The organism is Lapidilactobacillus bayanensis, assembly GCF_003946695.1.
GTDB lineage: Bacteria > Bacillota > Bacilli > Lactobacillales > Lactobacillaceae > Lapidilactobacillus > Lapidilactobacillus bayanensis.
Map to the genome: position 1 here is coordinate 65,685 of NZ_RHOX01000011.1, position 19,151 is coordinate 84,835.

At 41.2% G+C, this 19,151-nt stretch carries 22 protein-coding genes and 1 other annotated feature; all 22 genes read left to right on the forward strand.

What is annotated here, in order from left to right; genetic code table 11:
* Positions 1-16: 16 nt before the first annotated feature.
* Entirely contained in the window at positions 17-865 is an 849-nt protein-coding gene (gene mutM / locus EKM65_RS05740; RefSeq protein WP_125606540.1) for a DNA-formamidopyrimidine glycosylase, read from the forward strand.
* Complete coding sequence (gene coaE, locus EKM65_RS05745) at positions 862-1,476, forward strand: dephospho-CoA kinase (protein ID WP_125606542.1); 615 nt, start codon at positions 862-864, stop codon at positions 1,474-1,476. Before mutM ends, coaE begins: the two co-directional genes overlap by 4 nt.
* A gap of 105 nt (positions 1,477-1,581) precedes the next feature.
* Positions 1,582-2,097 carry a transcriptional regulator NrdR gene (gene nrdR, locus EKM65_RS05750; protein WP_125606544.1) on the forward strand — a complete coding sequence of 172 codons (516 nt, stop codon included), beginning with the start codon at positions 1,582-1,584 and terminating at the stop codon, positions 2,095-2,097.
* The gene (locus tag EKM65_RS05755) at positions 2,087-3,481 is read left to right on the forward strand and encodes a DnaD domain protein (RefSeq protein WP_164506840.1); all 1,395 of its coding nucleotides are present in this window, start codon (positions 2,087-2,089) and stop codon (positions 3,479-3,481) included. The genes nrdR and EKM65_RS05755 overlap by 11 nt, the downstream gene beginning before the upstream one ends.
* A complete protein-coding gene (gene dnaI, locus EKM65_RS05760) occupies positions 3,482-4,420 on the forward strand; it encodes a primosomal protein DnaI (RefSeq protein WP_125606547.1) in 939 nt (312 codons plus the stop codon).
* A gap of 343 nt (positions 4,421-4,763) precedes the next feature.
* Positions 4,764-6,743 (forward strand): threonine--tRNA ligase, encoded by a 1,980-nt coding sequence (gene thrS / locus EKM65_RS05765; RefSeq protein WP_125606549.1) that lies wholly within the window; start codon positions 4,764-4,766, stop codon positions 6,741-6,743.
* 284 nt (positions 6,744-7,027) lie between these two features.
* Positions 7,028-7,147, forward strand: a sequence feature (ribosomal protein L20 leader region).
* A 59-nt stretch (positions 7,148-7,206) separates the two neighbouring features.
* Entirely contained in the window at positions 7,207-7,710 is a 504-nt protein-coding gene (gene infC, locus EKM65_RS05770; protein ID WP_125606551.1) for a translation initiation factor IF-3, read from the forward strand.
* Between the two features lie 37 nt (positions 7,711-7,747).
* Positions 7,748-7,948 carry a 50S ribosomal protein L35 gene (gene rpmI, locus EKM65_RS05775; RefSeq protein WP_125606553.1) on the forward strand — a complete coding sequence of 67 codons (201 nt, stop codon included), beginning with the start codon at positions 7,748-7,750 and terminating at the stop codon, positions 7,946-7,948.
* A 51-nt stretch (positions 7,949-7,999) separates the two neighbouring features.
* Positions 8,000-8,356, forward strand: a complete 357-nt coding sequence (gene rplT, locus EKM65_RS05780) for a 50S ribosomal protein L20 (protein ID WP_125606555.1) — start codon at positions 8,000-8,002, stop codon at positions 8,354-8,356.
* A gap of 196 nt (positions 8,357-8,552) precedes the next feature.
* Positions 8,553-8,879 carry a hypothetical protein gene (locus tag EKM65_RS05785; protein ID WP_125606557.1) on the forward strand — a complete coding sequence of 109 codons (327 nt, stop codon included), beginning with the start codon at positions 8,553-8,555 and terminating at the stop codon, positions 8,877-8,879.
* A 141-nt stretch (positions 8,880-9,020) separates the two neighbouring features.
* Positions 9,021-9,764 carry an alpha/beta hydrolase gene (locus tag EKM65_RS05790; RefSeq protein ID WP_164506841.1) on the forward strand — a complete coding sequence of 248 codons (744 nt, stop codon included), beginning with the start codon at positions 9,021-9,023 and terminating at the stop codon, positions 9,762-9,764.
* A 305-nt stretch (positions 9,765-10,069) separates the two neighbouring features.
* Positions 10,070-10,918, forward strand: a complete 849-nt coding sequence (locus EKM65_RS05795; protein WP_318531111.1) for an aldo/keto reductase — start codon at positions 10,070-10,072, stop codon at positions 10,916-10,918.
* 257 nt (positions 10,919-11,175) lie between these two features.
* Entirely contained in the window at positions 11,176-11,703 is a 528-nt protein-coding gene (locus EKM65_RS05800; protein ID WP_125606563.1) for a YqeG family HAD IIIA-type phosphatase, read from the forward strand.
* A complete protein-coding gene (gene yqeH / locus EKM65_RS05805) occupies positions 11,696-12,817 on the forward strand; it encodes a ribosome biogenesis GTPase YqeH (RefSeq protein WP_125606565.1) in 1,122 nt (373 codons plus the stop codon). The genes EKM65_RS05800 and yqeH overlap by 8 nt, the downstream gene beginning before the upstream one ends.
* A 14-nt stretch (positions 12,818-12,831) precedes the next feature.
* Entirely contained in the window at positions 12,832-13,146 is a 315-nt protein-coding gene (yhbY, locus tag EKM65_RS05810; RefSeq protein WP_125606567.1) for a ribosome assembly RNA-binding protein YhbY, read from the forward strand.
* Positions 13,143-13,781 carry a nicotinate-nucleotide adenylyltransferase gene (locus tag EKM65_RS05815; RefSeq protein WP_125606569.1) on the forward strand — a complete coding sequence of 213 codons (639 nt, stop codon included), beginning with the start codon at positions 13,143-13,145 and terminating at the stop codon, positions 13,779-13,781. The genes yhbY and EKM65_RS05815 overlap by 4 nt, the downstream gene beginning before the upstream one ends.
* Positions 13,771-14,382: a bis(5'-nucleosyl)-tetraphosphatase (symmetrical) YqeK gene (gene yqeK / locus EKM65_RS05820; RefSeq protein WP_225420416.1), complete on the forward strand. Its 612-nt coding sequence runs from the start codon at positions 13,771-13,773 to the stop codon at positions 14,380-14,382. Before EKM65_RS05815 ends, yqeK begins: the two co-directional genes overlap by 11 nt.
* 3 nt (positions 14,383-14,385) lie before the next feature.
* Positions 14,386-14,739 carry a ribosome silencing factor gene (gene rsfS, locus EKM65_RS05825; protein WP_125606571.1) on the forward strand — a complete coding sequence of 118 codons (354 nt, stop codon included), beginning with the start codon at positions 14,386-14,388 and terminating at the stop codon, positions 14,737-14,739.
* A 1-nt stretch (position 14,740) separates the two neighbouring features.
* The gene (locus tag EKM65_RS05830) at positions 14,741-15,496 is read left to right on the forward strand and encodes a class I SAM-dependent DNA methyltransferase (RefSeq protein WP_125606573.1); all 756 of its coding nucleotides are present in this window, start codon (positions 14,741-14,743) and stop codon (positions 15,494-15,496) included.
* Positions 15,493-16,641 carry a nucleotidyltransferase gene (locus EKM65_RS05835; protein WP_125606575.1) on the forward strand — a complete coding sequence of 383 codons (1,149 nt, stop codon included), beginning with the start codon at positions 15,493-15,495 and terminating at the stop codon, positions 16,639-16,641. The genes EKM65_RS05830 and EKM65_RS05835 overlap by 4 nt, the downstream gene beginning before the upstream one ends.
* 38 nt (positions 16,642-16,679) lie before the next feature.
* Positions 16,680-17,249: a DUF177 domain-containing protein gene (locus EKM65_RS05840; protein WP_125606577.1), complete on the forward strand. Its 570-nt coding sequence runs from the start codon at positions 16,680-16,682 to the stop codon at positions 17,247-17,249.
* Between the two features lie 307 nt (positions 17,250-17,556).
* The gene (gndA, locus tag EKM65_RS05845; protein ID WP_125606579.1) at positions 17,557-18,975 is read left to right on the forward strand and encodes an NADP-dependent phosphogluconate dehydrogenase; all 1,419 of its coding nucleotides are present in this window, start codon (positions 17,557-17,559) and stop codon (positions 18,973-18,975) included.
* Positions 18,976-19,151 lie beyond the last annotated feature (176 nt).

The following is a 19,151-nucleotide window of genomic DNA, read 5'->3' on the forward strand; positions in this document are numbered from 1 at the left end:
ATAGGGGATCATAATTGTGCCAGAATTACCAGAAGTTGAAACAGTTCGTCGTTCATTATTAGGCATCATTCAAAATAAAACGATTAAAGATGTTCATGTTTATTATGGGAAAATTATTGTTGGTGATCCAGAAGTTTTTGTGAGCATGTTGCGAGGACGAAAAATTGAGACGATTGATCGCCGCGGTAAGTATTTGTTATTCCGATTTGACCATAACTTGACGATGATCAGTCATCTGCGGATGGAAGGCAAATATTTTGTACGGCAAACGGCGGAGCCAGAGAATAAGCATGTTCACGTGGTTTTTGAATTAACAGATGGTAGTGCTTTACAATATCAGGATGTGCGTAAATTTGGTCGAATGCAGCTGGTTAAAACTGGCACAGAGAATCAAGTCTCAGGAATTAAATCTTTGGGACCAGAACCGTTTAGTCCAGAATTTCAAGTAGATTCATTTTATACAGCCCTACAGCATCATCACAAAGCCATTAAGGAAGTTTTACTTGATCAGCATGCGGTGACTGGTCTCGGCAATATTTATGTTGACGAAGTTTTATGGTTGAGCAAGATTAACCCACTTTTACCAGCTAGTGACGTTACTCGTGAACAAGCAGCAGTTCTGCATGATAATACGATTCACGAATTGCAAATGGCGGTTGAACATGGTGGCACGACAATTCGTAGTTATGTTGATGCCAATGGTAACAGCGGTCAGTTTCAATTCGAGCTACATGTTTATGGTCGCACCGGTCAGCCTTGCGAACGTTGTGGAACCGCTATTGAAAAAATTAAACTTGGTGGTCGCGGCACTCATTTTTGTCCGCATTGTCAGCCGATTCCTGTGGCTAAGGAGCAGTCTAAATGAGTAAAGTCCTGGGATTAACTGGCGGCATTGCTTCCGGCAAGTCAACCGTTGCAGCCCTATTTAAAAAAAAGGGTGCGGCTGTGATTGACGCTGATTTGATTGCGCATCAACTTGTGGAACCGCAGCAACCAGGTTTAGCAGCAATCATCGCGACTTTTGGCCAAGATTATTTATTGGCGGATGGTCATTTGAATCGACAAAAATTAGGCCAGCTGGTTTTTAATGATCCTCAAGCTTTGTTCAAACTAGATGAGTTGACGCATCCCTTAATTCGTCAGGAAATCTTGCGGCAAACCGCTACTTATCGAGCTAGTGGTCAGTGTTTAATCGTCTATGATATTCCCTTGCTGTTTGAAACAGGCTATCAGCCATTATGTGATGCGGTGTTGGTCGTTGATGTTCAACCAGCGGTTCAATTGGCACGGGTGGAATATCGTGATCATCTTGATGAAAAAGCTGCTCAGGCGCGAATTGCAGCGCAAATGGATCGTGAAGAAAGATTAGCACGAGCCGATTTTGTGCTAGACACATCTAAGACGACTGCAGAATTACCGTTCACTTTTACTAAATTGTGGCAGAGTGCTGCCTTTCAAAATTTCTTAAATCAATAAACGTGTGTATCAATGGCGAAGGTGGTTGTTTCGCTATTGGTACACATTTCTTTTTTAAGGTATAATGAAAACAAGTTAGAAAGTCTAAATCGAGGTGCTTATTGAATGCAATGCCCACGTTGTCACCATAATTCATTAAAAGTTGTTGATAGTCGTCCAGCAGATGAAGGACGTGCTATTCGGCGTCGGCGCGAATGCGAGAATTGTGGTTATCGGTTCACCACATTCGAGCGAATTGAACAGACACCATTATTAGTCGTTAAGAAAAACGGTACGCGTGAAGAATTTAACCGCAAAAAGATTATGCGTGGTTTAGTACGTGCAGCCGAAAAACGCCCAGTGACCATGGATCAAATGACAGATATCGTTGATAAGATTGAACATGATATTCGTCAAACTGGTGAGAATGAAATTCGTTCTGAAGATATTGGTGAGTTAGTAATGAAATATTTGGCTGGCGTTGATGATGTGGCTTATATTCGTTTTGCCAGTGTTTATCGGGAATTTAAAGATATGAGTGTCTTTATGGAAGAAGTTCAAGAAATGATGGCACGTGAAAATGATCTCGACCAACAGAATAAGTCTGGTCAAAGCGATAAGGATGAGCAGCATGAAGACTGAAACCAATGTTGATCCTCAATTAGGTTATTTTTTAGTCCGTGGCGCCAACTGGAGTGACCTTAATCAGCGAGTTTTTACAGCTTTGTATCAACCCATTTTGTCGGCTCAAGCATTCGCACTTTATTTAACCCTCTGGCATGAAGTTGATGATCATCAATTAATTTCACAACGCTCGGTTCATTTTGAATTATTTGATTTGATGGATCAGGATGCACAGACTTTTTTGAAATCACGACAACAATTAGAAGCATGTGGATTATTAAAAACCTATCAGAAACGTGACACCTTGGGTGAATATTTAATTTATCGCTTGTTAGCACCATTAGCACCAGAGAAATTCTTCCAAGAAGAAATTTTAGCAACGTATTTGTTGGACCGTGTTTCGCGTAAGAAGTTCATGGCTTTACAACGAGAATTTCAATTACCAGACGTTGACCTCAGTAATACTCAGGAATTAACCGTCGGCTTTTTGGACGTTTTCCACATGGCTGATTCCGCTTTGTTAACACCACCCAAGGAAGTTAAGGCTGGTGCCGCGAAGTTTAAACAAGCGCAAACAACCGCAGCTGTTTCTGAAATTAGTCCGGCAGAATTGGCGGCGTTTGATTGGCAAACTTTAATCGCCTTAGTCGGGCGCAATCAAATTCCGGAAGCAGAAATTACGCAGCATAAGTCCGATATTTTTGGTCTACAACGTTTTTATGGCTTTTCGTTAACAGATATCGCGCGTTTGATTAGTCGCAGCATTAATGTGGCGACTAATCGTATTAACTTCAGTATGTTGGAGGAGCGGGCATTAGCGCTTTACCAACAATTAAATCCGGATCAAACAGCAGTAGCACAGCCTGATCAGACACCAACGCAAAATACGACTTCCAAGAACTTCACAGCTGCACAACAGAATTTATTAACACAAGCTAAACAATTAGCACCGGCTGATTTTTTGCGGGATTTGAAACAGCAACAACATTCCTATGTGGCGCAAAATGAGTATCGCAACGTTAAAAAATTGCAACAACGCGGTGTTTTAAATGATGCCACTATTAACATTCTAATTTATGTCGTGGTGCGCGATTATACGACGGTGACAATGGCACCAATTGATACGGTGGCACAAAACTGGTTGAAGCAAGGCATTAATACGCCGGAAGCCGCAATCACATATTTGTCACAACGCGACCAGAAACCGTTGCAACAAAAATCGCGAGCAACTTCACGGCAGAAGCCAGCTGGTGTAACACCAGATTGGTTGAAGAAGCAGCAGGCGGCCAACCAACCAACAACAGCAGTTGTGAAGGACGCTAAAGTAGATCCTAAACAGCAACGAAACATTGCCAAGAAGCTGGCTGAGTTAAATAAGGCCAGCCAAAAGCGGGGTGAATAAATGCGCTCAATTAGTGATTTCTTTACTAAATATTTGCATCGTCAAGAATTAAATCATAATTACCGCGAGTTAATTAGTAAGGCACTGGCTGATTCTGATGTCCAAACCTTTTTAGCAGCGCACAGTGGTGAGTTGAATGAAGCAGGCGTGGAAAAATCGGCAGCAGCAATTTACGAATATGTTGCGAATAAAAATGCTCAAACTGGCAAAGGAGCGATTTCTGCAGCTGGTTATGAATCGTTTTTGCGGGTCAATAATGGTTACGTGGAAGTCGTTTATCAGCCTGATGCTAAATTAGTTGCTCAACAGCAAGCCAGTCAACAAGCAAGCCGAGTAACGACCGTAAATCTGCCGAAGGATCTGGCTAATATTAGCTTTAATGATTATGATCAACAATTTCCCGGACGTTTGCCAGCTTTTGAAGCGGCCATTGATTTGACAACGCAATTAATTCAACGACCTGACAATAATACTTATGTTAAAGGGTTATATTTGTGCGGCCCGTTTGGAATTGGTAAGACTTATTTATTAGGTGCGATTGCCAACAACTTAGCGCAGAATAATATTGTCAGCACCTTGGTTCACTTTCCCACCTTTGCCGTGCAGATGAAGCAAGCGATTAATGACCATCAAGTTTGGCAACGTTTAGAAGCTTTGGAAAAGACACCGGTCCTGATGATTGATGATATTGGCGCGGATTCCTTAAGCCCGTGGGTGCGTGACGAAGTTTTAGGGGTCATTTTACAATATCGCATGCAGGAAAGATTGACGACTTGCTTCACGTCTAATTTAGCGATGACTGAATTAGCAACTTACTTAAGTCAAACTGGACAAGGAATTGATGCCACTAAATCGGCGCGCATTATGGAACGAATTCAATTCTTAGCGACCGAATATCAAATGGATGGACCTAACTTACGTCAAAATACCTTGAATTAATTTTTAATTGATCGATCATTGTATTTTGATCAAAAGTTCAAGCGATCGTGAAAAATCTTGATAAGATACTTGCACTGATTTAATATTTGTGTTTTAATAACGCTTGAAGATACCACAAGTTTAGTTGGAATGCTCAGAGAGAAAAGCCTTGGCTGTAAGCTTTTCCGTTTCAAAATTTGCGACCACTTCGAATTGATTTTGGTTGATCTCATTAACGATCGTCAAGAGGATGTACAGTGATGTACATTGAATTCGGGTGGAACCGCGTTTAAATAAACGTCCCTAGGTGATTTTTAGATTGCCTAGGGATTTTTTTGTGGGAAAAAGAATAGAGGAAGAAAATATGGCACAGATTGCTTTAACATTTCCAGATAATAGCGTTCGTCAATTCGACGCTGGTGTTTCAACTCTAGTTGTTGCGAAGAGTATTGCCAGCAGCCTAGCTAAAAAAGCCGTTGCCGGTGAATTAAACGGCACGCTGGTTGATATTGAACAACCACTTAACCAAGATGGCGACTTCAAAATTTTGACAACAGACGATGCTGAAGGTTTACAAGTTTTGCGGAACACGGCTGCTTTTGTCTTAGGTGCAGCAATTAAGAAGTTACATGCAGATGTTCATTTTGGCGAGCATCAATCAAATGATGATGGCTTTTATTTAGACACTGATCGAGCCGCTGGTCAGATTGCCATCAGTGAATTGCCTGATCTTAAAAAAGCAATGCAAAAAATTATTTCTGCTAATCAACCCATCGAACGTCAATTAGTTGATAAATCAGATTTGTTGGCTCAATTCAAAGATGATCCCTATCAAGAATCCTTGCTTAATGCCATTGATAGTGTCCAAATTGCCGTTTATCAATTAGGCGATTATATTAGTTTCGGTGATCGTGCTTTATTAAAGAGTATGGCACCACTTAAGCATTACGAATTGTTATCAGTTGCTGGTGCTTATTGGCAAGGTAAGTCAAGCAATCCAATGTTGCAACGGATTTACGGGACGGCTTTCTTCAAGGCTGCTGATCTTGATGCGGATTTGAAACGTCGTGCTGAGATTAAAGAACGGGATCATCGGACAATTGGCCGTGACTTGGATATTTTCTTCGTTGATCCTGAAGTCGGCGCTGGTTTGCCATACTGGATGCCAAACGGTGCAACAATTCGGCGCGTGATCGAACGTTACATCATTGATAAAGAAGTTGCCAACGGTTATCAACATGTTTACACACCTGTGCTTGCTAACTTGAACTTATACAAGACTTCTGGTCACTGGGCTCATTACCGTGAAGATATGTTCCCACCTATGGACATGGGTGATGGCGAGTTCTTGGAATTACGGCCAATGAATTGTCCTTCACACATTCAAATTTACAACCATCACAACCGTTCATACCGTGAATTACCAGTGCGGATTGCCGAATTAGGGATGATGCACCGTTATGAAAAATCAGGTGCCTTATCTGGCTTGCAACGGGTTCGAGAAATGACGTTGAATGATGGTCATACTTTCTTAGCACCAGAACAAATCAAAGATGAATTCAAGAACGTTTTAAAGATGATGATGGAAGTTTACGATGATTTCAATATCACCGACTATACTTTCCGTTTAAGTTATCGTGATCCAGCTAACACTGAAAAGTACTTCGATGATGATGAGATGTGGAATAACGCCCAAGCAATGTTGAAGAGCGCCATGGATGACTTAGGCTTAGATTATTATGAAGCAGAAGGCGAAGCTGCTTTTTACGGTCCTAAGTTAGACGTACAAACAAAAACAGCACTTGGCGGCGAAGAAACCATGTCAACGATTCAATTAGACTTCATGATGCCTGAAAAGTTTGACTTGGTTTACACAGGTGCTGACGGCAAAGAACATCGTCCCGTCATGATGCATCGTGGGATTGTCGGCACAATGGAACGCTTCATTGCTTACTTGATGGAAATGTATAAGGGTGCCTTCCCAACTTGGTTAGCACCAACTCAAGTTGAAATCATTCCAGTTAACTTAGATTTGCATTCAGATTACGCTAAGGATATCCAAAAACAAATGGCCGCAAAAGGTTTACGAGTTAAAATTGACTTACGTAACGAGAAGATGGGTTATAAGATTCGTGAAGCACAAACCCAAAAAGTCCCTTACACGTTAGTTGTTGGTGATCAAGAGTTAGCTGATCAAACCGTTTCTGTTCGTCGCTATGGTGAACAAGATGCCGCTGATGAACCATTGAAAGAATTCATTCAAAGCGCTGAAGCAGACGTTGCGAACTACAGCCGCGTTTCATCAGACGCCGCTAATTCAGGGATTGAAAAGAAATTAAACTAGAGTGCGGAAAACAACGGGTTGATGGCATTAATTTAAGTGGAAAGATTGATGCATGTTAATGCAGCAAGATTTTCACTTAAATTATTAGCCATCAGTTGTTCGTAGCACATTTCAAATCAGAGCGCGGAAAACAACGGGTTGGGTGTTTGTATTTAAACGGGAAGATTGATGCGTGTCAACGCAGCAAGATTCACGCTTAAATACACGACACCCAGTTTGCCCTCCACGCGCTTTTCGAGATTCACGCTTGACAACAAATCTGTTAGTTGCTATACTAACAAAGTTGAATTAAGCAGAAGTTCCCGCTTCTCACCTATGCTTTTAAGCCTCTGGGTTAATACGTTAGTTAATTTGCTGATGAATTTATACTGCGGGTGCTTTTGCGCCCGCAGTTTTTGCATGGGGTTGATGATAATGATCATCAATTACATTTTGGAGGTGACTTCCCATAGCAAGAGATTTAATAGTCAATGAAAACATTCGAGCACGTGAAGTTCGACTGATCGGTGCAGATGGCGCTCAACTTGGCGTTAAGCTAAAGGCTGAAGCGTTACGTTTAGCAGACCAGGCGAACCAAGATTTAGTTCTAGTTTCACCTAATGCTAAACCGCCAGTTGCAAAGATCATGGACTATGGCAAATATCGGTTCGAATTACAGAAGAAGAACCGTGAAGCTCGTAAGAAGCAAAAAGTGGTTAACGTCAAAGAAGTTCGTCTAAGTCCTGCAATTGGTGAAGGCGATTTTAACACGAAGCTCAACAATGCTAAGAAGTTCTTAGTTAAGGGTGACAAAGTTAAAGTCTCAATTCGCTTTAAAGGACGCGCAATCACTCATAAGGATGTCGGTCGTAAAGTGTTAGAACAATTCGCTACACAAGCCGCTGACGTTGCTAACGTCGAAGCTCATCCTAAGATGGATGGCCGTAGCATGTTCTTGATTTTAGCTCCAAAGGCCGAGAAAAAATAGTTGATTCGACATTAGATTAATTTAGGAGGATTTTATCATGCCAAAGCAAAAAACACATCGCGCTTCTGCTAAGCGTTTTAAGAAGACGGCAAGCGGCGCATTAAAACGGGGTCACGCCTACACAAGTCACCGTTTCCATGGTAAGACGAAGAAGCAACGTCGCCAATTAAGTAAATCAGGTTTGGTTTCAAACAGCGACATGCGTCGTATTCGTCAGATGCTTTCACAAGTTCGTTAATACTTGTGACCTGTTAAATTAAGATAGTTAGTTCTCAAGGAGGAAATTAATATGCCACGTGTAAAAGGCGGTACTGTTACTCGCAAACGTCGTAAGAAAGTTCTTAAATTAGCCAAAGGTTATCGCGGTGCTAAGCATTTACTGTTCAAGTCAGCTCACACACAACTCATGGTTTCATATCGTTATGCATTCCGTGATCGTCGCGCCGTTAAACGTGAATTCCGTAAGTTATGGATTGCACGGATTAACGCAGCAGCTCGTATGAATGACTTAAGTTACAGCAAAATGATGCATGGTTTGAAGCTTGCTGGTATTGATATTAACCGTAAGATGTTAGCAGACATTGCTATTACTGATCCAGCAGCATTTACAGAAGTTGCTAATCAAGCAAAAGCTGCTTTAAAATAAGACGTTAATTGATTCAAGAAGTGACGTAAAAAATAAACCGGGATTGCGATCACGGTTTATTTTTTTTTGCCAAAATCAGTGTTGACTCGGTTATAATGACGCTGACATAATCTTGGTGAAAAAAAGTTATTGTAATATTTTTGTGGGGAGGGTAAGATATTATTCATTAATAGTCGCATTAGGGGGAGATAATACAATGTTAATTTGGCGTGGGAAAGGTGCGCTAGTGCTTCTTGCGGGGGTATTAGGTGCGTTTATATCAGGCGTTGTTGAGGGAATCGGGTTTCCTAAAACAATTAGGTTCTTTTTGATGTGGATTGTGTGGGGATTAGCAGCTGCAGGAATTAATTATCTATTTTGTCGGTGGTTCATCTCCACGAAGAAGAAAACATACATCGATGTTGAAACCGGTCAAGTCATGGAAGTGGTTGATGGTTCTTCTTTCTTCTTCATAAGGAATCGCACATGGACTTATGTTTACTTAGGACTTTTTGGTGTTCTGGCAATTTTGCAAATATTTTAAATGATGAAAAGATAAAGGTACTTGAACTAGCCTCCTCATGTTGGACTAAAATTCTAACGTTGGAGGCTTTTTATGTGGGTGGTTCTTGATCGGCAATAGATATGGTTTATGCTATACTTGAGAACAAATGGGAGTGATTCAATGGCTATTTCAACGTTTAGTTTTTTTTCAAAAAGTTTAGGAAAAACCACAGATTTTAAGCTGTATTTACCTGCTAATCGAATTAAGAATCAACCAGTTTTATTTTTACTACACGGCTTAGGTGATAATCAAAACGCTTGGCTAACGAATAGCTCATTAGCGCGTTATGCCAGCAAATATTCATTTGTGATCGTGATGCCTGATGTGGGCCGGAGTTATTATGCTAATACAGTTTATGGGGATCATTACTGGGATTACTTGACCAAAGAGTTACCCGAATATTTGACAACTTGGTTTAGTGTGGCATTAACGAAACAAAACACCTTTGCGGCCGGTTTGTCCATGGGTGGCTATGGTGCTTTTAAATGGGCCTTGAATTATCCGGATCGCATTGGGGCCGCGGCAAGTTTATCCGGTCGCTTGGATATTAATTCAACTTGGCATGATCGTGCGGCAGAATTTGAACAAGTTTTTGGTACCCGCGAGACTTTTGAGAAGAGTCACAACAACTTGTTGAACGTCGTAGCTGATCGGCGTGTCGCTCAGTTGCCACTATTTCAGATTATTGGTAGTCAAGATCAATTATTGGAGAGTAATCGAACCTTCCATACTTTTGCGCGCCAGTATTTGGACAAGCTTGATTATCGTGAACAAACGGGTCGTCACGACTGGGATTTTTGGGACACTTATTTGCCAGTTTGTTTGCAATGGCTGGATGAACAGTTCCACCAGCTTAATCGCTAACCAAATCTTTAAATAATTCTGAAATTTGTTGCAAATTTTAAATCATTTTTCAGAAAGTCTGCTATACTTATTTGTTGACTAATGGCTAAGTTCACAAGTAGCATGACAAAGTCAATCTTATTAATAGCAAGTGGAAAAAGTTGGATTGAGCTTTCTGATTAATAACATTGTTTTGTTTCAGCAATTTTTGGTTGAATTTAATGGTGTTATGCAGGTGTTTAAGCTCAGTTCTTTATTTCACGACAACATGAATGAACGGAATTGGAAGCCTATCCCGGTTTCAGCGTTTGTAAGGAGGAATTAGCGTGAGTTTGACAGATACTTATACTTTAAATAATGGTGTTAAAATTCCAGTCGTCGGGTTTGGAACTTGGCAAACACCTGATGGAAATATTGCAGAATCATCTGTACTTGCCGCATTAAATGCTGGTTATCACCACATTGACACGGCTGCTGCCTATGGTAATCAAGAGAGTGTTGGCCGCGGTATTCGCAAGAGTGGCGTTAGTCGTGAGGAAATCTTCGTGACAACGAAATTATGGAATAAAGATCATGGTTATCAAGCTGCTAAACAAGCGATTGATCGTTCGTTAATGGAGTTAGGTTTAGATTATTTAGATCTATATCTCATTCATTGGCCTAATCCAGTTGACTTCCGAGAACATTGGCAAGAAACGAATGCTGATTCTTGGCGTGCAATGGAAGAAGCTGTTAATGCTGGTAAAATTCGCGCGATTGGTGTTTCGAATTTCCGGGCGAAGCATTTGGATGAGTTGTACAAGACGGCGACAGTCAAACCAACTGTCAATCAGATTTACTTAAATCCTAGCGACTTACAACCTGAAGTAACGTCTTATAATGAAGCTCATAATTTACTAAGTGAAGCTTATAGCCCACTTGGTACCGGTCGGATTTTCAAAATTGCTGAGCTTCAAGAGATTGCGAATAATTACGGTAAGACGATTGCGCAAGTTGTTTTGCGTTGGAGTTTACAACATGGTTTCTTACCATTACCTAAGTCAGTTCACGCTGATCGTATTAAAGAGAATGCTCAATTGTTTGACTTTGAATTAAGCGCTGCTGACATCAAGATTATCGACAGCTTGCAAGGACAAGCAGGGTTGGCAACAGACCCCGATACCACTAACTTTTAATTAAAAAGGCAATCAAGAACTTTAGATTGAACGGATAACTGCTCAATTTTGATTCATGATTGCTTTTTTGATAGCGCCGAGTTTTGGACGATGACGGCAATTTTAACCTAATGCGGCGTGTTGATTAATTTGTGGTCTAGAATGATACCACGAGCTTTATTTTGGCAATTAATCAGTCGTTTTGTGATCTTCGGTTGCCAGCCGTTGTTTCTGGTGCGCTTTTCTTTTATAATGAAAGGATATGAACGAGGTGGAGCATGGCTTTTTTTAAACCTGACTGGTTAATTAATCGAATTTATAATTTAACGCCAACCGAGCTGAAGCGCTATCGGATCAATGCCATTTTAACTGACTTGGATAATACATTGATTGCTTGGCACGATCCGGATTCGTCTGAAGAGCTGCTTGCTTGGCTGGAGACAATGAAGAAGAACCATATTCAAGTTATTGTCGTTTCAAATAATCGCAAGAAACGCGTTCAACGGGCCGTGGCAAAGTTAAACATTCCGTTTATTTGGAACGCTTTGAAACCATTGCCCTTTGGCATTGAGCGGGCCTTAAAGGAGTTCAAGTTAGATCCCCAACAAACCATTATGGTGGGCGATCAATTATTGACTGACGTTCAGGCTGGTCACTTGGCTAGCGTGCGGACAGTCATGGTACGACCATTCGTTGAAACAGATAGTTGGACGACGAAGCTCAATCGTTTCTTCGAAAATATTATCATGAACCGTTATTATCAAAAAAATCCACAGGCCACTTGGCAGGAGCATTTACATGACTGAAGTTGAAACAGACGATTTATATTGCATCGGTTGCGGTGCAAAGTTACAAAGCGACGATCCCGATGAAGCAGGCTATATCCCAGCTAGCTCGTTAAAGAAACAGCTAGCTGCAGAAAATAGCATGTTTTATTGCCAACGTTGTTTCCGGTTGCGGCATTATAATGAGATTACTGATGTTGCCATCGATGACAACGAGTTCACTGCTTTATTGAATTCATTGGCTAAACAGAATGCTTTAATCGTTAATGTTGTTGATCTGTTTGATTTCGATGGGAGTGTGATTCCTGGCTTACATCGTTTTGTCGGTACCAATCAAGTCATTCTTGTGGGTAACAAGGCTGACTTATTGCCTAAGAGTGTGCGACGAACTAAGGTGACCACGTGGCTGCAACAACAAGCCGCGCTCCAAGGACTGCATCCAGTTGCAACAATGTTAACTAGTGCGAAAAAGTTGTATCAGGTTGACGAATTATTAGCAGTCATTGAAAAAGAACGCAAAGGCCGCGATGTCTATGTTGTCGGGACCACTAATGTTGGTAAGTCAACGTTGATCAATGCAATTATTAAACAAACTGCTGGGCAAGAAGATGTGATTACCACGTCGCGTTTCCCCGGAACAACACTTGATCAAATTCAAATTCCGCTTGCTGACGGCAAGTCATTGATTGATACCCCCGGAATTATTAACGGCACGCAAATGGCTCATTATTTGAGCGCCCAAGAGTTGCGGTACATTAGCCCGCAAAATGAGTTACGGCCACGAATCTTCCAATTAAATCCTCCCCAGACTTTATTCTTAGGTGGTTTAATTCGCTTAGACTTCTTGAAAGGCAAGCGTAGCAGCATCGTGGTTTATGTGGAGAATAATTTATTAGTTCATCGGACTAAGACGGCCACTGCAGACGACTTTTACCAACGGCAACGGGGTAACTTATTAGTACCACCAGCTGATCCTGATAAGTTTCCACCATTTAAGCAACATGACTTCCATACTAAAGAGGCTCAAGATTTAGTCATTGCTGGTTTAGGTTGGCTCCGCTTGCCAGCCGGTAGTGAGTATCGTTTGTTTTTACCTGAAGGTGTAAGTTATAGTTTGCGGACACCGATTGTTTAGATAGGAGAATTTGAATGTTAACAAGTAAGCAGAAACGTTTTTTGAAGTCCAAAGCTAATCGGCTCCGTCCCATTTTACACGTTGGTAAAAACGGCCTTAATGATGCATTAGTCAGCGATTTAGTGCATACGTTAGAGACACATGAGTTATTGAAGATCAACATTTTGCAAAATTCAGATGCCACGGCACCTGAATTAGGCGAGGCCTTAACAGAAGCTATTCCGAATTTGACGGTTGTTCAATCTTTAGGACGAGTTTTAACCTTGTATCGTCCCGCCAGCAAAATTAAAAATCGCAAGCTCTCTGAAGAAGTGAAAGCAATCCAATGAAACAAACAGAACTAAAAACGCCGCTGCAAACTAAGGTACAAATCCAAACGCCTAATTTACAACGACATGCTGTTGGCATTATGGGTGGGACGTTTAATCCGGTTCATATCGGTCATTTAATTATGGCGGATCAAGTGATGGCTCAATTAAGGTTGACCAAAGTCTCGTTTATACCTGACGCACAGCCACCGCACCAAGATGAGAAGGAGACAATTGCCGCCCAAGACCGCGTCGCAATGTTAGAGTTAGCTCTTGCTGGTCATGCCGGTTTTGATTTGGACTTATTGGAAGTTGCTCGTGGCGGTAAAAGTTACACCTATGATACCATCGTTGAATTGAAACGACGCCATCCTTTAGCAGATTATTATTTAATTTTGGGTGCAGACATGATTGACTACTTGCCGACTTGGCGGCGAATTGATGACTTAGCTAAACTCGTTACTTTCGTAGGCGTTAAGCGTCCCGGTTATCCGACTAAGGCTAAATATCCAGTGATTTGGGTCGATACACCAGAAGTTGCCATTAGTTCGACCAAGATCCGTCAATTAGTTGCTCGTCATTGTCCCATTAACTATTTAGTTCCAGACAAAGTACAAGCCTATATTAAAGAAAAGGGGCTTTATCTTGAGCATTGAATATGATCCGCTTGAATTTAAAAAACTGGTTCCTCATACTCGAGAAGAATTAGTTGCTGCTTTACATGAACATCTTAGTGATCAGCGTGCTGCTCATTGTTTACGCGTTGAACAACAAGCGATGGCAATTGCGTATGAAGTCGGTGCTGATGTTACCAAGGCTGGTATTGCTGGTCTGCTACATGACTATGCCAAGGAACGGAGTAATGCCGAGTTTGTGGCGTTGATCAAGCAAGAACATCTTGACCCTGACTTATTGAATTATGGTAACGCAATTTGGCATGGTGTGGTGGGACGCTACTTTATCGAGCAAGAATTGCATATTTATGATGAAGCTATTTTACAGGCTGTTGCTCGACATACAGTCGGCGATCCAGAAATGACCACTCTGGATAAGATTATTTTTGTCGCTGATTTTGTTGAACCCGGTCGCGATTTTCCAGGCGTTAATGAAGCACGCGCAGCTTTAAAGATTAGTTTAGCCGCCGCTGTTGCCTATGAGTTGCAGCATACGATCTTGTATTTAGTTGAGAAACAAGTTAAGATTTTTCCAAGAACTTTTGAAACTTATAATGTATTAGGAATCCACAAGGAGGATTAATTTTTGGATAAAAGCGAAGAAATTTTAGAGGCAGCCGTTAAAGCAGGAGACGATAAACGCGCTGAAAATATTGTTGCACTTGACATGCGCAATGTTAGTTTATTGGCCGATTACTTTGTGATCATGGATGCCAGTTCTGAACGTCAAGTTGTTGCGATCGTTGAAGAAATTGAAAAACAAGTTGAAGCATTAGGTGTTGAAGGTCATGTCGAAGGTAAGAAAGGTTCAAAATGGATCTTGATTGACTTCAAAGACGTGGTGATTCATGTCTTCTTGAAAGAAGAACGCGAATTCTATAACTTGGAGAAACTGTGGTCAGATGCACCAATGGTCGATATCCACGAGTTAATTAAGTAAAATGTATCAAACGTTTGCCTATTACTATGATTTGTTGATGGACAAATCATTATATCCACAATGGTTACAATTTTCGCGGCGTCATTTTAAACAGCCGTTTAAAGATAAAAGAGTGCTGGATCTTGCCTGTGGAACAGGGGATCTGGCTGTTTTATTTGCACAAGAACAAGCGGATACTTATGGCGTTGATTTATCTGAAGAAATGTTGACATTGGCAGCAACGCGGGGGATACAAGCTGAAGCGGCCGTTACGTGGTTGCAAGGTGATATGACCAAGCTAACTGAGGTTGGTGTCAGTGATTTTGATTTGATCACTTGTTTTGATGATTCGTTGTGTTATTTGCCGGATTTAAGTGCGGTTGAACAATGTTTTCGTGAGGTTTTTCAAACTTTAAGGCCTGGTGGTACGTTTTTATTTGATGTGCATTCGTTATATCAAGTTAACGAGGTTTTCCCTGGGTATATGTATAATGAACATGATGAAGACTGGGCCTTTATGTGGTCTAGCTACAGCGATGACGAACCGAACAGTGTTTTGCATGATCTAACTTTTTTTGTTTGGCGTGATGAACTTGAGGGTTATGAGGCCTTGCATGAGGAACACCATGAGCGAACTTATCCGGTTCTTCAATATCAGCAACTCTTAGAAAAAGTCGGTTTTACTGATGTGGCGGTTTATGGTGGTTTTAATGACGAGGCCTTGCAAGCTGAAACGCCGCGCTGGTTGTTTCAAGCTAAAAGAAGTGAGCAAGGATGAAAGCTTGTGGCATTATTGCCGAATATAATCCGTTCCATAATGGCCATGCCTATCAACTGGCTCAAGCACGCAAAAAAACAGGTGCTGACGCGATTGTGGTGGTGATGTCAGGTAATTATGTTCAACGTGGTGAAATTGCCGTCATGGACAAATGGCAGCGTGCCCAGATGGCTTTAAATCATGGCGCTGATTTGGTGATTGAACTACCTTTTGTCGTGGCGTGTCAGTCAGCTGATCGTTTTGCAAATGGTGCTTTAGCGATTCTTGAACAATTAGGTTGCAACTATTTGGCTTTTGGCGTGGAACAAGATAACTTTAATTATCAGAAGTTTAGTCAACAAGTTGCGCCAGATTTGCAGCAGCAACAATTTACGGTTGATTACACGAAGACTTACGCTACTCAGTGGAATGATTTCCTGGAGAGAGAATTAGGTCAGCGCGTAACGCAGCCTAATCAATTGTTAGCGCTAAGTTATGCGTTGGCAAATAGTCGTTTGGCGCAGCCATTAACTTTTGTGCCGATTGAACGTGTTGGCGCCGCTCATGATGAGTTACAAACGAACAGTGATCGTTTTGCCAGTGCCACGGCTATTCGTGAATTACTCATAGCCGGTGACTTTACTACGGCCCAGCAATATGTTCCGGATGATTTAACAAAATTGCCGCGTAGATACTTGTCTTGGACTGATCTGTGGCCATTGTTACATTATCAATTGACGGTTAATTGGCCGGAATCATTGACGGATATTTATCAAATGTCTGAAGGGCTTGAATATCGTTTCTGGCAACAAAATCAAACCAGCAATAATTTCAGAGACTTTCTACAAGAAGTGAAATCAAAACGCTATACTTATGCACGGCTACGGCGCTTAGCCTTGTACACTTTGTTGAATGTCCGTCATTCAGAAGTGCTTGCTGCCGAGCGTCATTTACCACAAATCCGTGTGTTAGGATTTAATCAAGTTGGGCAGGCTTATTTGCATCAGGCACATCATCAAAATGACGTTAAGGTGTTGACCAAAGTTACAGCAGACTTAGGTAAACCTGATGGTGCGCTAGGTCTACAAGTGCGCGTTGACCGATTAGTTGAACAATTAACCGGGCAAGATCAGAATTTTCATCGTCAAGTGTTGATTGAAGATTAAGTATCAACGATCATCAATTAAAAATAAGGAGTCACACAATGGCATTAAAACTTTCGCTAGACTTATTACAGCGTCATCTTCACCAAGCAATCAAACTTGATGAAACTGATGATTTATTCGAATCATTACAGAAACGATTACCAGAATTAATCGCAGCCACACCATTTGTGGTGAAAGGAACGGTCCGTAATGATAATTTAGGGTGGGTTAGCTATCTACATGTGAGCGGAACCTTAACGTTGCCGTCAACGCGTAGTTTGGCACCGGTAGAATTACCAGTGGATTTAGCAATTGAAGAATTGTATGTTCTTGAAGAAGCGCAACCAACTCAAGAGGTTCAAGATGAGATGGATGAGACGGTTATTGTGATTGAGGATGATCAAATTGATTTGCAAAGAGCAATCGAAGATCATATTATTTTAGCAATTCCGACACAAATCTTTACACCTAATGAAGCAGCCAATCAAACCATGCCTGCAGGCGAAGGTTGGTCAGTAATTTCTGAAGATGAGTACGCCGATCAGTTGGATAAAGAAAAAGAGCAACCCAATCCTGAATTTGAAAAGTTAAAAGGTTTATTTGGTGACGACCAAGAGGACGATCAATAAAGTTAGTTACGACTTAGTTAGGTTGGCTTGCACAAGTTCGCTAGTTGAATTGGTTTGATTCTTAGCGGACACTTTGCTTTAAATTGGACGTGTTATTTGATAGTATAAATATATTGGCAGTGGAACGAAAGTTGAGTTGAATTTACTGATTGACCACGTCGTTAAAGTGGTTTTGCTCAGGTTTTCGTTTCACGACAACAGTAAACAAAAGGAACTGGTATTTTTGCACCGGTTCCGATATATTAAGCAGAATATGATTTCAGATAATTTAGTGTCACGTTCTACTATTTTATTGGAGGCATTTTGAATGGATAAACCACAAATCGGCGTTATTGGTATGGCCGTCATGGGTAAGAATTTAGCTTTAAATATTGAAAGTCGCGGCTACACTGTTGCCATTTATAATCGTACTGGCAGCAAGACTGAAGATGTTGTCAAAGAACATGGTGACAAACATCTCGTTCCTAGCTATACAATTGAAGATTTTGTCGGTTCATTGGAGAAACCTCGTCGGATTTTGATGATGGTTAAAGCCGGTGCTGGTACTGACGCTGTTATTAAAGAATTATTGCCATTATTAGATAAAGGCGATGTTTTAATTGATGGCGGTAATACTTTCTTCAAAGATACCATGCGTCGTAATGCTGAATTAGATAAATCTGGAATTAACTTTATTGGCATGGGAACTTCCGGTGGTGAACTTGGCGCATTACAAGGCCCTTCATTAATGCCGGGTGGTCAAAAAGAAGCCTATGATTTAGTTGCCCCGATTTTGGAACAAATTTCTGCCAAAGCTCCTGATGGTGCACCGTGTGTTACTTACATCGGCGAAAATGGCGCTGGTCATTATGTCAAGATGGTCCATAACGGAATTGAATATGGCGACATGGAATTAATCTCCGAAAGTTATAATATTCTCCGTAAGTTACTAGGTCTTTCTGTTGAAGAGATTGCTAAAATCTTTGCCGACTGGAATAAAGGCGAGCTTGAAAGCTACTTAATGGAAATCACGGCTGAGATTTTAACTCGTAAAGATGATTTGGGCACTGGCAAACCAATTGTCGATGTCATTCTTGATGCTGCAGGCAACAAAGGAACTGGTAAATGGAGTTCACAAGAAGCACTTGAAGTTGGTGTTAACCAGTCATTAATTACTGAATCTGTTTACGCACGTTATATTTCAGCGATGAAAGAAGAGCGGGTTGAGGCAAGTAAGATTCTTGCCGGTCCTAAACCAGAATTCACTGGGGATAAAGAAGCAGTGATTGAACAAGTTCGTCGTGCTTTGTACTTCAGTAAGATCATGAGTTATGCGCAAGGCTTCGAACAAATGTTGTTTGCTGCTAAGCATTATGATTGGGATTTGAACTATGGTAAGATTGCTTCAATTTGGCGTGCAGGTTGTATTATTCGTGCTCAATTCTTGCAAAAAATTACGGATGCTTATGACGAAGATGCCAACTTACAAAACTTGTTATTGAATCCATACTTCACGGATATTGCCAAGAACTATCAAGACTCAGTTCGTGACGTCGTGGCTTTATCAGTTAAGAATGGTATCCCAGCACCTGCCTTTAGTGCCGCGATTTCTTATTATGATTCATATCGTGCAGAGGTATTGCCAGCGAACATTATCCAAGCACAACGGGATTATTTCGGTGCTCACACATACGAGCGAACTGACCGCCCAGGAATTTTCCATTACAAGTGGTACGAGGAACAATAAAAATTTAAACAGTTTCAAAAAAGCCCATCCGACTTTATCCAGCATTTTGCTGGTGCGGATAGGCTTTTTTGTTTGTTCTAATCTGATGAAAGTTGTTTATTTGTAAGCAGTTAATAATCGACCGTCATTGAAAGTAAACACGCCCCGTTTCGGCTTTGATCGAAACGGGGCGTGCT

Coding starts and splice junctions, on each gene's coding strand:
- coaE (WP_125606542.1), top strand. CDS start 862: ATGAGTAAAGTCCTGGGATTAACTGGCGGCATTGCTTCCGGCAAGTCA.
- nrdR (WP_125606544.1), top strand. CDS start 1,582: ATGCAATGCCCACGTTGTCACCATAATTCATTAAAAGTTGTTGATAGT.
- EKM65_RS05755 (WP_164506840.1), top strand. CDS start 2,087: ATGAAGACTGAAACCAATGTTGATCCTCAATTAGGTTATTTTTTAGTC.
- dnaI (WP_125606547.1), top strand. CDS start 3,482: ATGCGCTCAATTAGTGATTTCTTTACTAAATATTTGCATCGTCAAGAA.
- thrS (WP_125606549.1), top strand. CDS start 4,764: ATGGCACAGATTGCTTTAACATTTCCAGATAATAGCGTTCGTCAATTC.
- rpmI (WP_125606553.1), top strand. CDS start 7,748: ATGCCAAAGCAAAAAACACATCGCGCTTCTGCTAAGCGTTTTAAGAAG.
- rplT (WP_125606555.1), top strand. CDS start 8,000: ATGCCACGTGTAAAAGGCGGTACTGTTACTCGCAAACGTCGTAAGAAA.
- EKM65_RS05785 (WP_125606557.1), top strand. CDS start 8,553: ATGTTAATTTGGCGTGGGAAAGGTGCGCTAGTGCTTCTTGCGGGGGTA.
- EKM65_RS05790 (WP_164506841.1), top strand. CDS start 9,021: ATGGCTATTTCAACGTTTAGTTTTTTTTCAAAAAGTTTAGGAAAAACC.
- EKM65_RS05800 (WP_125606563.1), top strand. CDS start 11,176: ATGGCTTTTTTTAAACCTGACTGGTTAATTAATCGAATTTATAATTTA.
- yqeH (WP_125606565.1), top strand. CDS start 11,696: ATGACTGAAGTTGAAACAGACGATTTATATTGCATCGGTTGCGGTGCA.
- yhbY (WP_125606567.1), top strand. CDS start 12,832: ATGTTAACAAGTAAGCAGAAACGTTTTTTGAAGTCCAAAGCTAATCGG.
- EKM65_RS05815 (WP_125606569.1), top strand. CDS start 13,143: ATGAAACAAACAGAACTAAAAACGCCGCTGCAAACTAAGGTACAAATC.
- EKM65_RS05830 (WP_125606573.1), top strand. CDS start 14,741: ATGTATCAAACGTTTGCCTATTACTATGATTTGTTGATGGACAAATCA.
- EKM65_RS05835 (WP_125606575.1), top strand. CDS start 15,493: ATGAAAGCTTGTGGCATTATTGCCGAATATAATCCGTTCCATAATGGC.
- EKM65_RS05840 (WP_125606577.1), top strand. CDS start 16,680: ATGGCATTAAAACTTTCGCTAGACTTATTACAGCGTCATCTTCACCAA.
- gndA (WP_125606579.1), top strand. CDS start 17,557: ATGGATAAACCACAAATCGGCGTTATTGGTATGGCCGTCATGGGTAAG.